Annotated in this window: 8 protein-coding genes; 5 read left to right on the forward strand and 3 right to left on the reverse strand. The window is 64.0% G+C overall.

From position 1 onward, the window contains the following. Window positions 1-134: 134 nt before the first annotated feature. Window positions 135-761 carry a flavodoxin family protein gene (locus GT748_RS11010; RefSeq protein WP_021661203.1) on the forward strand — a complete coding sequence of 209 codons (627 nt, stop codon included), beginning with the start codon at window positions 135-137 and terminating at the stop codon, window positions 759-761. A gap of 63 nt (window positions 762-824) precedes the next feature. Here GT748_RS11010 and GT748_RS11015 read toward each other — a convergent pair whose 3' ends face one another. Continuing rightward, window positions 825-2,063 (reverse strand): MFS transporter, encoded by a 1,239-nt coding sequence (locus GT748_RS11015; RefSeq protein WP_021661204.1) that lies wholly within the window; start codon window positions 2,061-2,063, stop codon window positions 825-827. Window positions 2,064-2,246: 183 nt separating this feature from the next. After that, the gene (locus GT748_RS11020; protein ID WP_021661205.1) at window positions 2,247-2,924 is read right to left on the reverse strand and encodes a TetR/AcrR family transcriptional regulator; all 678 of its coding nucleotides are present in this window, start codon (window positions 2,922-2,924) and stop codon (window positions 2,247-2,249) included. Between the two features lie 258 nt (window positions 2,925-3,182). On the opposite strand from GT748_RS11020, the gene GT748_RS11025 reads away from it, so the two are divergent. From GT748_RS11025 to groL, 3 genes are all read left to right on the forward strand, one after another. Then, window positions 3,183-5,843: a calcium-translocating P-type ATPase, PMCA-type gene (locus GT748_RS11025; RefSeq protein ID WP_021661207.1), complete on the forward strand. Its 2,661-nt coding sequence runs from the start codon at window positions 3,183-3,185 to the stop codon at window positions 5,841-5,843. Window positions 5,844-6,282: 439 nt separating this feature from the next. Next, a complete protein-coding gene (locus GT748_RS11030; protein WP_021661209.1) occupies window positions 6,283-6,567 on the forward strand; it encodes a co-chaperone GroES in 285 nt (94 codons plus the stop codon). 67 nt (window positions 6,568-6,634) lie between these two features. Continuing rightward, window positions 6,635-8,263 carry a chaperonin GroEL gene (gene groL, locus GT748_RS11035; RefSeq protein ID WP_021661210.1) on the forward strand — a complete coding sequence of 543 codons (1,629 nt, stop codon included), beginning with the start codon at window positions 6,635-6,637 and terminating at the stop codon, window positions 8,261-8,263. A 273-nt stretch (window positions 8,264-8,536) separates the two neighbouring features. Here groL and GT748_RS11040 read toward each other — a convergent pair whose 3' ends face one another. Then, window positions 8,537-9,424, reverse strand: coding sequence for an RNA polymerase sigma factor (locus GT748_RS11040; RefSeq protein ID WP_021661211.1), 888 nt, complete (start codon window positions 9,422-9,424; stop codon window positions 8,537-8,539). A 168-nt stretch (window positions 9,425-9,592) separates the two neighbouring features. Here GT748_RS11040 and GT748_RS11045 point away from each other — a divergent pair, with 168 nt between their 5' ends. Beyond that, window positions 9,593-13,402, forward strand: coding sequence for a hypothetical protein (locus tag GT748_RS11045; RefSeq protein ID WP_021661213.1), 3,810 nt, complete (start codon window positions 9,593-9,595; stop codon window positions 13,400-13,402). Window positions 13,403-13,599 lie beyond the last annotated feature (197 nt).

Consider the following 13,599-nt stretch of genomic DNA (forward strand, 5'->3'; position numbering starts at 1 on the left):
GGGCCCCTTTGCCGCCGCTGAAAAACCGTTTGGAAAAAAGAGGGTGGCCGTGCTATACTAAAACACAGAGAGACGTGAGGACAGGCGGCCCGCCCCGGGCGGGGCCGCCCACAGTGAGAAGGGAGAGCAGCCTGATGAGAGTTTTGCTGGTCAACGGGAGTTCCAATAAAAACGGGTGCACCTTTACCGCCCTGTCGGAGGTGGCCGCCGCCCTGGAAGAGGAGCAGGTGGAAACCGAGATCTTGCAGTTGGGGGCCGACCCGGTGCGCGACTGCATCGGCTGCGGCGGCTGCCGGAAGATGGAGCGCCGCTGCGTCTTTGACAGCGATGTGGTCAACCGGCTCATCGAAAAGGCCGAGGGGGCCGACGGCTTTGTCTTTGGCACCCCGGTCTACTACGCCCACCCCAGCGGGCGGATCCTCTCGGTGCTGGACCGGGCCTTTTACGCCGGCAGCGCCGCCTTCGCCTACAAGCCGGGGGCGGCCGTGGCCTCGGCCCGCCGGGCGGGGACCACCGCCTCGCTGGACGCGCTCAACAAGTATTTCACCATCGCCAAGATGCCGGTGGTCTCCTCCCAGTACTGGAACATGGTGCACGGCAACACCCCGGAGGAGGTCCGCCAGGACCTGGAGGGGCTGCAGATCATGCGCACCCTGGGCCGGAACATGGCCTGGCTGCTGCGCTGCATCGAGGCGGGGAAGGCCGCAGGCGTCAACCCGCCGGCCCCCGAAGCGCCGCTGCGCACCAACTTCATCCGCTAGGTACTAAACCGGCGAGAAGGCACACCCGAGAGGGTGTGCCTTCTTTTTTGTGTACAGGGCGGCCTAGGCGTCGGCAAAGATGCGGCGGGAGAGGAGGGAGAGCCCGGCGGAGAGGATGGCCGCCGCCAGGAGGATGACCCCGCCCCCGGCGGGGAACTGCTCGAAGAGGGCGCCGTAGATGGCCTGCCCCAAGGGCTGGGCGCACATGGAGAGGGCGATCATCAGGGCGATGACCTTGCCCACCAGCTGGGGCGGGGTCTCCAGTTGAACGGCGGCCATCATCTGCACGCTGAAGACGGTGGCCAGGGCCATGATGAAGAAGCTGAAGGCGGTGATGAGCCAGAAGCCGGCGACGGGGGAGAGGCCCAGCAACAGGGGGAGGGCCAGCCCCCCGGCAAAGGCGCTGCAGAGGAGGAGCAGCCGGGGGGAGTGGCGCAGGGTGAGGCGGTTGCCCGCCGCGGCGACAAAGAGGCCGCCGCAGAGCCCGCCCAGGGCCCCGATGCCCTGAAAGAGACCCAGCATCCGGTCGCTCATCCCCAGGGTGTCCACCACGACCACCGGCAGGCCCACCGTCATCACCGAGGTCATCACCAGGTTGATGGCGGCCACCAGCAGGATGACCTTGGCCAGAAGGGGCTTTTCTCGGCGGATGTAGCGGCTGCTGTCGCGCAGGTCGGCGCGGACGATCGACAGGACCCCCGGCCCCTTTTCCCGGGGGGTGAAGGGGATGTGGATAAAGAGCTCCATCACCGCCGAGGCAAAGAAGCAGGCGGCGCTGATTGCCAGGATGGGGAAGATGCCGAAGGCGCCGAAGAACATTCCCCCCACGATGGGGCCCAGCAGTCCCGAGAGGGAGGAGATCTGGTTGATGACCGCCCCGCCCCGCAGGACCTGCTCCCCCTCCACCAGGGCGGGGATGCTGGCCTGCACGGCCGGCTGGTAGGTGCCGCTGATGCCGTAGAGGAGCATCAGCGCCACCAGGATGAGGGGGACCAGGGGCAGCCGCCCCAGCCCCAGGTAGACCGAGAGGACCAGCAGGGCGGTGAAGAAGTCCAGCGCCACCATGATGTTGCGCTTGTTGACCCGGTCGGCCAGCACCCCGCCGAGAAAGGAGAGGGCGATCATCGGCAGGAAGGAGCAGGCGCTCACCAGCCCGAAGAGGGCCGCCGAACCGGTTTGGCGCAGCAGGTAGAGGGGGAGGGCGAAGCGGAGGATGGCGTTGCCGAAGAGGGAGATGATCTGGCCGATCGCCACCAGGGTGAAGTCGCGGCGGAAGAGTTTGGGGGGAGATGTTGTTTTCATCGGTGCCTCCTTGTCAGCAGAAAGACAGTTTTTAATACCAACCGACGGTATGTATTTTGCGAAAAAAATTTGCTCCGCACAGGAGCAGTTGTCGCGGCCGCCACGGCCACTGGGGGAGGGCCGCCGCCCTCCTTCGGGCGGAAGGGAGCGGCAGTCGGAGGATCCGCAGAGAGAAAGCCCCCTTTAATGGGGCTCTCTTGCGCTGTCTTTGGGGCCGTGGAAGAGGGTGGTGAGGGCCACATAGTCCTCCTCCAGCTCCCGGTCGATGATGTCCAGCCCCGCGCTCCGGAGCATCCGCGCCAGCAGCTGGACCCGCGCCCGCAGCCGCTCGGGCTCGTCCGGGCGGACAAAGGGGTTGGCCCAGACATTGAGCAGCACCGCAAAGACCTCGGCCAGCTCCCGGGGCTGGACGGCGTCGGGCAGGGAGCCGTCGCGCAGCCCCTCTTCAATAGCTGGCTGGATGAAGTGGGGGGCCACCAGGGAGAACACCTCGTCCAGCTGGGTGATGACAAAGCGGGGGTCGCGCACCGTCTCCAGCATCATGGCCGCCACCGCCTCGTCGCCGGGGTTGTGGCAGGCAGCCGCCAGCATGGCCCGCAATTTTTCCCGGCCGCTGCGTGTCGGGTCGTCGCGGATGGCGGTGAAGAGGGCCAGATTGGCCTCCCCAATTCGCTGGCAGACCGCGTCAAAAATCTCTTCCTTGGAGCGAAAATGGTGGTAGATGGCCCCTTTGGAGAGCCCTCCCAGCTGGTCGATGATGTCCTGGATGGAGGTGTTTTCATACCCCTTTTGGGTGAACAGCCGCTGGGCGGCGTCCAAAATTTTTTTGACTGTCTCCTCCGGGTGCTTGTTTCTGGCCATCTCGTTCACCTCACATACATACCGTCGGTATCTATTGTACGGCAGACAGGGGCCCCCGTCAAGGGGAGGAAGTGATTTTTCCCTTTTTTCTGCCTCTGTCGCCCCCTGCCGGGAGGGGCGCCCCGTCGCCGTCCCGGTTTGGCCGCCTTGGCGCAGTGGGGGGACGAGCATATTCCCCGCCCAGGGCTGCATAGAGTGGAGAGAAGGGACAAGTCCCGTCCCCAAAAATGCAGGAATGTTCACAGGGAGGAATGCGACATGACTTCTATGGCGCCATCGCTCTACTACCGCCGGGGGCTCAACCCGATCCAGGTGGAGCAGGCCCGCCAGCGACACGGCTCCAACGCCCTCACCCAGGGGGAGCGCAGCGGGTTTTTCAAGCAATTCCTGGCCAGCTTCGGCGACCCCATCATCAAGGTGCTGCTCTGCGCGCTGGCCATCAACATCGTCTTTTTGTTCCGCGACTTCGACTGGTTCGAGACGGTGGGGATCGCGGTGGCCATCTTTTTGGCCACCTTTGTCTCCACCCTCAGCGAGTACGGCAGCGAATCGGCCTTTATCAAGCTGCAGCAGGACGCCGCCAGCATCCAGTGCCGGGTCCGCCGGGCAGGGATGGCCGCCTCGGTCCCCATCGACGAGGTGGTGGTGGGGGACGTGGTGCTGCTGCAGGCAGGGGAGCGGGTGCCCGCCGACGGGGTGATGGTGGAGGGCAGTCTCCACCTGGACCAGTCCGCCCTCAACGGCGAGAGCGCCGAGGTGGAGAAAAAGCCCGCCGCCGGAGAGGCGGGGAAGGCCGACCTGGCCGCCCCCAACTGGCTCTTTCGGGGGAGTGTGGTCTGCTCGGGCGAGGGGGCCATGGAGGTGCTGGCCGTGGGGGACAAGACCTTCTACGGCGGCATGGCCCGGGAGATGCAGGAGGAGACCCGGGAGAGCCCCCTGCGGCTGCGGCTGGGGGGGCTGGCCAAGATCCTCTCCCGGCTGGGCTACTGCGCCGCCGCCCTGGTGGCCGTGGCCGACCTCTTCAACGCCTTCTTCCTCTCCAACCACTTTGACCCGGCGGCCATCTCGGCCCTCTTCGCCCAGCCCTCGCTGGTGCTCGAACACATCCTGCACGCCGTGACCCTGGCCATCACCGTGGTGGTGGTGGCGGTGCCGGAGGGGCTGCCCATGATGATCACGGTGGTCCTCTCCTCCAACATGCGGCGGATGCTCAAAGACCACGTGCTGGTGCGCAAGCTGGTGGGGATCGAGACCTCCGGCAGTCTGAACATCCTCTTCACCGACAAGACCGGCACCCTCACCCGGGGCCGGTTGGAGGTGACCCACTTCCTGGCCGGGGACGGCAGGGAGTACAAGACCGCCGCCACCCTGCGGAGCCAAAAGGGGCTCTGGCGGCAGGTGGAGGACTGCTGCCGCTACAACAACCAGGCGGTCATCAGCCCCCAGGGCCCGCTGGGGGGCAACGCCACCGACCGGGCGCTGCTGGCCTTTGCCCTGCCCCAGAGCACCAAGGGAGAGGTGCAAGTGGCCCGGCGGGTGCCCTTTGACTCGGCCAACAAATACGCTGCCGTGACGTTGGAGGACGGGCGCACCTTCGTCAAGGGCGCGCCGGAAAAACTGCTGGAGAGCTGCACCAAGTACGTGGACGGGGAGGGGCGGGCCCGGCCCCTGGACTCCCTCAAGCTGCTCAAATTGCGCTGGAAAGAGTTGACCGCCCAGGCGGTGCGGGTGCTGGTGCTCTGCCAGAGCGCCGTCCCGGTGGGGGAGGGCGGCGGCCGCTTTTCCGACCTGACCCTCATCGGGCTGGTGGGCATCCGCGACGAGGTGCGCCCCCAGGCCAAGCAGGCGGTGCGCCAGGCCCAGGCGGCGGGGGTGCAGGTGGTGATGATCACCGGCGACAACCGGGACACCGCCGCCGCCATCGCCCGGGACGTGGGCCTTCTGCGGGAGGCCGCCCCCGGCGCCATCCTCGAGAGCGGGGAGCTGGCCGCCATGAGCGACAGCCAGCTCAAAGACGCCCTGCCCGGCATCCGGGTGGTGGCCCGGGCCCTGCCCCAGGACAAGAGCCGCCTGGTCAAGGCCGCCCAGGAGTTGGGGCTGGTGGCGGGGATGACCGGCGACGGCATCAACGACGCCCCGGCCCTGAAAAAGGCCGATGTGGGCTTTGCCATGGGCAGCGGCACCGAGGTGGCAAAAGAGGCCGGCGACATCGTGATTTTGGACGACAACTTCCAGTCCATCACCCGGGCCATCCTCTACGGGCGCACCATCTTCAAGTCCATCCGCAAATTCATCATCTTTCAGCTGACCATGAACCTCTGCGCCGTGGGGATCTCGGTCATCGGCCCCTTTATCGGCATCGACACCCCGGTGACGGTGATGCAGATGCTCTGGATCAACATCATCATGGACACCCTGGCCGGGCTGGCCTTCGCCGGCGAACCCCCGCTGGAGGAGTACATGGAAGAGTCCCCCAAGCGGCGGGACGAACCGGTGCTCACCCGCTCCATGGTCCACCAGATCGTCTGTATGGGGGTGTTCACCGTGGGCCTTTGCGTGGCCTTTTTGAAGGTGGATCTCTTCAAACACCTCTTCCGCATTGAACTGGGGGAGCAGTACTTCATGACCGCCTTCTTCGCCCTCTTCATCTTCACCGGCATCCTCAACAGCTTCAACGCCCGCACCCCACGGGTCAACCTGTTTGCCAACCTGGGGGGCAATCGGGCCTTTGTGTTCATTATGGCGGCGGTGGCGGGGGTACAGCTGCTGCTCATCTACTTTGGCGGCAGCCTCTTCCGGGTGGCGGGGCTCACCCTGCGGGAGCTGGTGACGGTGCTCCTCATCTCCACCTTGGTGCTGCCGGTGGACCTGCTGCGCAAGGCGGCCCTGCGCAGAAAGGGGATCACCCCCGACATTTAAAGTGGTCAAAAAGCAGCCTTTTTTAAGGCAATGCTCTCTGCGGCGGGCGGCGCGCCGCGGAATGGGTGAAGGCAAAATCGCACTCTGTCGCAGAAAACGGCTTTAAAACAGTCTCGCGGGAGAAAATTTTTCTCTCGCGGGGCTGTTTTTTGTGGCGAAAAGACAATTTGATGTGCTCGACGGGTATGGCGAGAGGTTCAACCCCCCAAACAGAAAAGCAGGCAGATGTCTTTTTAAGAGCAAATTCGGCCTAAAAATGTACATGGAGGGAAAAAGTGGGCCTTTAAATTTGTATAAAATGTAAATTCTTTTGACTTTAACTGATTTTCCGGAAATACCCCTTGATTTTTGTGGGAAAGTGATTACAATGATATTTAGCACTCAGGTATATAGACTGCCAAACCAATTATACCAAACTATAATATAGGAGGAATTCAGTATGACCATCAAACCCTTGGCTGACCGCGTTCTGATTAAACTGCTCGAGGCGGAAGAGAAGACCGCCAGCGGCATCATTCTCCCCGACGCCGCGAAAGAGAAACCCCAGGTGGCCGAAGTGGTGGCCGTGGGCCCCGGCGGCATGGTGGACGGCAACGAGGTCGTCATGACCCTGAAGGTGGGCGACAAGGTGATCGCCAGCAAATACGCCGGCACCGAGGTCAAGGTGGAAGGCGAGGAATTCACCCTGCTGCGGCAAAACGACATCCTGGCCATCGTCGAGTAAGACTGGCCCAGACCGCCCGCAGACAACCGCTTACACATCACTACAACTGATAAAGGAGTAAGGCAACATGGCAAAAGAGATCAAATTCGGCGAGGAAGCCAGACAGTCCCTGCAGGCCGGCATCGATCAGCTGGCAGACACCGTCAAGGTCACCCTGGGCCCCAAGGGCCGCAACGTGGTGCTGGACAAAAAGTTCGGCTCCCCCCTCATCACCAACGACGGCGTGACCATCGCCAAGGAAATCGAGCTGGACGACCCCTTTGAGAACATGGGCGCGCAGCTGGTGAAAGAGGTCGCCACCAAGACCAACGACGCCGCCGGCGACGGCACCACCACCGCCACCGTCCTGGCCCAGGCCCTGGTCCGCGAGGGGATGAAGAACGTGGCCGCCGGCGCCAACCCCATGATCATCCGCAAGGGGATGCAGAAGGCCGTCGACGCCGCGGTGGACTTCATCGTCACCAACGCCAAAGAGGTCAACGGCTCCCAGGACATTGCCCGGGTCGCCTCTGTCTCCGCCGGGGACGAGGCCGTCGGCAAGCTGATTGCCGAGACCATGGAGAAGGTCTCCGCCGACGGGGTCATCACCATCGAGGAGTCCAAGACTGCCGAGACCTACTCCGAAGTGGTCGAGGGCATGCAGTTTGACCGCGGCTACATCTCCCCCTACATGGTCACCGACACCGACAAGATGGAGGCCGTCCTCGACGACCCCTACATCCTGATCACCGACAAGAAGATTTCCAGCATCCAGGACCTGCTGCCCCTGCTGGAGCAGATCGTTCAGGCAGGCAAAAAGCTGCTGATCATCGCCGAGGACATCGAGGGCGAGGCCCTGACCACCATCCTGGTCAACAAGCTGCGCGGCACCTTCAACTGCGTGGCCGTCAAGGCCCCCGGCTTCGGCGACCGCCGCAAGGAGATGCTCCGCGACATCGCCATCCTCACCGGCGGCGAGGTCATCTCCAGCGAGCTGGGCCTGGAGCTCAAAGACACCACCGTCCTGCAGCTGGGCAACGCCAAGCAGGTGAAGGTCACCAAGGAGAACACCATCATCGTCGACGGGGCCGGCGCCAAAGAGGCCATCGACGAGCGCATCGCCCAGATCAAAAACGAGATCGCCGCCTCCACCTCCGACTTTGAGAAGGAGCACATGGAGGAGCGGCTGGGCAAACTGTCCGGCGGCGTGGCCGTCATCAAGGTGGGCGCCGCCACCGAGGTGGAGATGAAAGAGCGCAAGCTGCGCATCGAGGACGCCCTGTCCGCCACCAAGGCCGCTGTGGCCGAGGGCATTGTCGCCGGCGGCGGCACCGCCTACCTCAACGCCGTGGGTGCGGTGGCCAAGGTGGCCGCCAGCTGCACCGGCGACGAGAAGACCGGCGCCAACATCGTCCTGAAGGCCCTGGAAGAGCCGGTTCGCCAGATCGCCGCCAACGCCGGCGTCGAGGGTTCGGTCGTGGTCGACAAGATCAAGCGTTCCCGCAAGATGGGCTACGGCTACGACGCCTACAGCGACCAGTACGTCGAGATGCTGGAGAGCGGCATCGTCGACCCCACCAAGGTGACCCGCAGCGCCCTGCAGAACGCCGCTTCCGTCGCCGCCATGGTCCTGACCACCGAGAGCCTGGTCGCCGACCAGAAAGAGGAGAACCCCGCCGCTGGTATGGCCCAGCCCCCCATGGGCGGGATGATGTAAGCATCCGCGCGAAAAACTCCTTCTGAAAAACAGCACATCACATGTCAAAGAGTCCCTGTCCGGGAGACCGGGCAGGGACTCTTTTTTGCGTGCGGGGGGGCGGCCGATTTCTTCTTCGCGCTTTTAGCTGGAACTTTTTTCGTACACAGGGAGACGGTCGACCGGCGGCCTTTTCTCCGTGTTTCCAGCCGCTCTGCGCGCGGAGGGCGGCCGGCGGGCAACCTCTGTCTCCATGCTTTTTGTTACGACCCGTTTTGTGTGCGGAAGGCGCGGTCAGAGAAGGGGGGAAACGGAGAAGGGGAGGACGGCCTCGTTGCCCGCCAGGTCGCAGACGGCCAGCCGGTAGTCGCCGTCGGGCAACCCGGCGTACACCTCTCCACTGGCGGGATCGGCTCCCTCCAGGGGGAGGGGCCGGCCCTCACTATCAGTCAGGTGCAAACTCGCCCAGTCCACCCCGCTGCCGTCGTCGCGCAGGGCGATGCAGGCAAAGGCCGCCGGCAGAGATATCCGCCTTTGGGGCGGATGGGGAAGCCCTGCCCGCCGGGCGCTCTCCTGCGAGGAGTGGGGCAGCGCCCACCGCAGGGCCAGCCCGGCGGGGACCAGGGCGAAGCTGTCTTTCAGGTAGAGGCGGAGTTTGGCCTTGGCGCTGGCCAAACTCCGTTTGACGGTGGCCAGGGAACAGCCCAATTCCTGTGCAATTTGGCGCAGGGGGATCTGCTGGCAGTAAAAGCGGATGGTGGCGATCCTCTCCCGCTCGGGCAGCCGCCGCAGGGCCTGTTCCAGGGCGATGGAGGTCTCCCGCCGGTCCAGCGCCCCCTCGCCGGGGGCGGCGTCGGGATGGGAGGAAAGGACCCCGCCCTCCGCCCGCGGGGCCCGCCGCTCCCGGCGAAGGATGGTCTGGCAGCAGGAGTAAGTGGCTCGGTTGAGGTAGGCCACCACCGCCTGGGGGTCGCGGATGTTGGCGGTATTTTTGTAGAGGGAGGCGTAGCTGTCCTGCACCGCGTCGTCGGCCAGATGGGGGTCGCCCAGCAGGGCCAGGGCCTGGTAGTACTGTGCCTCCACCGTGGCGGCGTAGAGCTTGGCAAAAGCCCTCTCATCCCCCTGTTGGACCTGTTTCAGCCATCGACCCAGCTGTTTGTGGCTCACCGTCAAATCAAACACCCTTTCCTCTGCGCTTTTTCAGCAGACAGTATAGCACAGATTCGACCGATTTCACCACAAATTGTGAAAGGAAAAAATTCCTGCATTTTTGTGAGCTCTTTGTCCTCCGGACAACGCCTTATTAATGAATTGCCGTAGAGGCATAAAATCAACGGAGGAGGAAAAAACATGAAATTGGCAGAGAGAGAGGGGCGAAACCCCAGGCGGCAGCGGCGAGGGGCGAAGGGCAAGCCCCTGTGGAGCCGCTTGGGCGCCCTGGCGTTGGCCGCCGCCTTTGTGCTGACCTGCATTCCTCCCGTGCAGCGGACCGCCCAGGCATCGGTGGCGACCACCGACTACGAAAAGGTGTTCAAGATCCGCAACACCGGCGGCGCGCCCACCTCTTACAACGGAAACGGGAACTTTACCCTTGCCCGCACAGATTCCCCACTATACTGGCGGAAAAATGCCTACAATGACCCCAGTGGAAAGACAAGCGACAGTTTTGGTGGCTTTCAAACCATCAACGCCTTGAGCCTGAACTGCAACTGGACGGTGACCGCCACCTTTCGCAGTTCACCCCCAGTGAAAGACCCCAACAACTACTACACCAACAGCGACTTTGGATTTTCCCTGAACAAAGACCCTGTCCCCTTTGACCAGGGCGACCTTTACTGGATGTGGTATAGCCGGGGGCGGGGCGTTTACAGCGCTTCGGGGATAGATGCCACCAATACTGAAAACGGCACCTTTCGCACAGGCTGGAAGAAAGACGGTGCATACCAAGAACCCACCTATACAGGCGGACCTGTAGGGGCCTACAACAATGCCAGCCACCAGTTGACCCTCTCCTATAACTGCAAAAAGGACGAGCTTACCATCAAGCTGGGCAGCGTCACCGGCACCCAGGGATACATTCGGCAGGCGGCCTTTCCGGGAGGAAAGGTCTATCTCTCGGTGTGGGGACAGATCGAATGGGATTGGAATGCCCAGATCCCCAACATGCAGATCGACTGTCATTTCGACAGCTTCGGCTACCCCGATTTTGACCCCGCCATCCAGAACATCACCCTGTACAAAGACGGCACCAACCAGGTGGTGGGGGCCAACGACGTGGTCACCCCGGGCACTGTGCTGCGGGTAGAGTCCACGGTGAAAAATAAGGCGTCCGGAGCGGGCGGCCAGACCTTTGACCTGCACCTCAAGACATCGGACGACACCAAAAACTACCCCACCCAGGGGCTGCAGTTCATTGCCGACAACAAACACCCCACCTCGGTGGGTGGGACATCGGTGACCACCTCGAAAAACGGCTACACCATTGATGGGCAGTACGGCATCCCCATCACCATGGTGGGAAATACCGAATACAAGGTAGTTTACTATGTCAAGGTCACCGAGAGCAGCGGTCAGGCGGTAAAACTGGGCCAGATGCTGGAGGACGACGTCCTCGCCAACCGCGACTACATCGGTACCACCCTCCTCAACGAGCGGCCCCTGGAGCCGCTGGACCCGGACGACCCCGCCTCGAACACCCAGGTCCCCGGCAGCGACTACCACTACACCCGGCTGCCCAAAGCCAACGAAAACGGCTGGAACAAGGACGACGTGACGGTGCAGTTCTTCGCCGGGGACTTCGACCAGTTCACCATCACCCCCCAGACCGGCTCCGCCGTCACCCTGGCGGACCAGGAGAGCCAGCTCTACGACCAGGAGCAAATTTACAGCCCCATCACCTACCAGGCCAAAGACACCGGCACCGGCGCCGTCTCCACCAAAGTAAACGACCTGGTGAAGGTCGACAAGACCGCCCCCACCCTGTCGTTTGACCAGGACACGGGGGTCCTCACCGCCACAGACGGCCTCTCGGGGGTGTGGAGGCTGTACCGAAAGGGGACGGACGGCCAGTTTGCCCCGGTGAAGACCTTCTCCCTGACTGGGGCCACAGGGAACCAATCGGGCGCCGGCAGCCAGACCTACACCGCCACCCAAAACGGCATCTACCTGGTGGAAGACGCGGCGGGCAACCGCAGCCAGCCGCTGGCAGTGCAGGTGAGCGAGCCGCCGGTGGTGGAGCGGCCCGAGGACCCGGACATCCCGCCGGTGGGTCCGCCCCTCGACCCGGACAGGGAGCCGGTGCCGGAGGGGGAGGAGCCCGCCCTCGACCCGGAGACCGGCCTTCTCCACCGCACCATCGAGGAGACGGTGACCGAGGTCATCTCCGTCGATCCGCCCCTCTATGGCGGCAGCTTTGACCGCACCGTGGTGGACGGGATGCTGGCCTACCGCTACGCCGTGCCCGCCGGCAGCACCGCCCAGGTGGCGGTGAAGGACAAAGAGGGGGCGGACATCACCGCCCAGGGCCAGTACCTGGACACCACCAAACCCGGTGGGGTGGACATCTTCTACACCCTCACCGACGGGGACGGCAACACCACCCAAATCATCCTCCACTACCGGCTGGTCAAGGCCCGGCCGCCCCAGGTGGACCCCGCCGACCCGGACGCTCCCCTGCCCGGGCCGGAGGTGGACCCCATCGACCCGGACGACCCCGAGGGGCCGGTGAAGGCCATCTACAAGGACAGCCTGACCGAGCTGATCCGGGAGAGCGGCGTCATGGACAAGGCCGCCGCCCAGGCCCTGATGGAGGAGCGCTACCACTTCACCTATCCCGACGCGGCCGGCCAGTCGGTGCAGGTGGAGCTGGAGGACAGAAACGGCGACCCCATCGAGGAGATCGACCTGACCCGGGTGGGGGACTACCTGATCCGCTACATAGCCACCGATGCAAACGGGAACCAGACGGCGGTGGAGCTGTCCTACCACCTCATCAGCCGGGTGCCGCCGGTGATCGTCCCGCCGGAGGACGGGGAACTGGTGGGCCCGACGCCCGCGGACCCGGACGACCCCCTGACCCCTCTGCCGGACGGAGAGGAGCCAGACCCGGAGAAGCCCTCGGCACTGCTCTACGAGGACGAGTACACCGAGTACATCAAGGACAGTGTGCTGGACCAAGCGGCGGCCCTCTCCTGGATGGAGGAGCGCTACGGCGCCAGTTCCCCGGTGGGGGCGGCACTCACGGGGAGCGTCTCCCTCTACGACAGCAAGGGGGACCCGGTGGAGCAGATCGACCAGAGCCGGGTGGGGGACTATCTCCTCATCTACACCGTCACCGACCAGGACGGCAACCGGGTCAGCGTCAAGTTGAAGTACCACCTCATCAGCAAGACGCCCCCGGCGGTGGTGCCCAGCGACCCGGAGCACTCCCTGCCCGACCCCATCCCCCTGCCCGACCCGGTGCCCGGCAGCCAGAAGAAGCACTGGAACATCCGCGACCATCTGGAGGAGGAGGTCCGCTCCGGCAGCTGGAGCAAGGCCGACATCCTGCATTGGATGGCTCAGCAGTACACCGTTTCCTCCAACCAGGCGGACGGCAGCCTGACATACGACTTGCTGCTCTTTGACCAAGATGGCAGGCCCGCAGAGGAAATCGACCTGGCCCGCCCCGGCAGCTGCACCTTCTATTACACCGCCACCGACTCGGTGGGCAACACCACCACTGTACAGTTGACCTACAAGCTCACCGACCGCCAAATCACCGGCCCCGTGGGCCCTGCTGATCCCGATGGCGCGGACGGTTCCGGCGGTGCGCCGAACGGAGGGGGAAATTCCCCCTATACCGGCCTGCTGGGCGGCCGCGGTGTGGGCAATTGCTGGGTGCACTGGCTGGCCCTGTTGCTGATGGCGGCTGTGGCCCTCTACACTATCCGCCGCCGGCGCCGGACCGGTGCGGATGCCGAAAGGGTGGGGGACGAGCGCCCCGGTCTCCTCGGCAGGGACCTCTTCTTTTACAGTTTGGTCTCCGCCCTGGCAGCCCTGCTCTACCTGCTGCGGGGCTGTGCCCTCGACGGCATTGCCCTGTTGGCCGTCGCAGCAGTCGTTGTCGCCAGCGCCATTGCCGTCTCCCGGCGAAAGGCAGAGGGGGAGAGCGAGCACTAGTTAAAAAGGAGCGCCTTTTAGGCGCTCCTTTTTTGCGGACTGGGGCTTTTTCACAATGCTACGTCTCCCGGTGTGAAGGGCAAGCGAACAGGATTTTTCCAAGACCTTTGCACCGCGTGTGGGCAGTTGCAGGGGAGGAGTGATAGCGACAAAAGGGGACTTGTCGCTGCAAATTGACAGTATATTGGGGAAGCGGT

The sequence above is a fragment of the Bittarella massiliensis (ex Durand et al. 2017) genome (assembly GCF_009876955.1).
Classification (GTDB): Bacteria; Bacillota; Clostridia; order Oscillospirales; family Ruminococcaceae; genus Bittarella; species Bittarella massiliensis.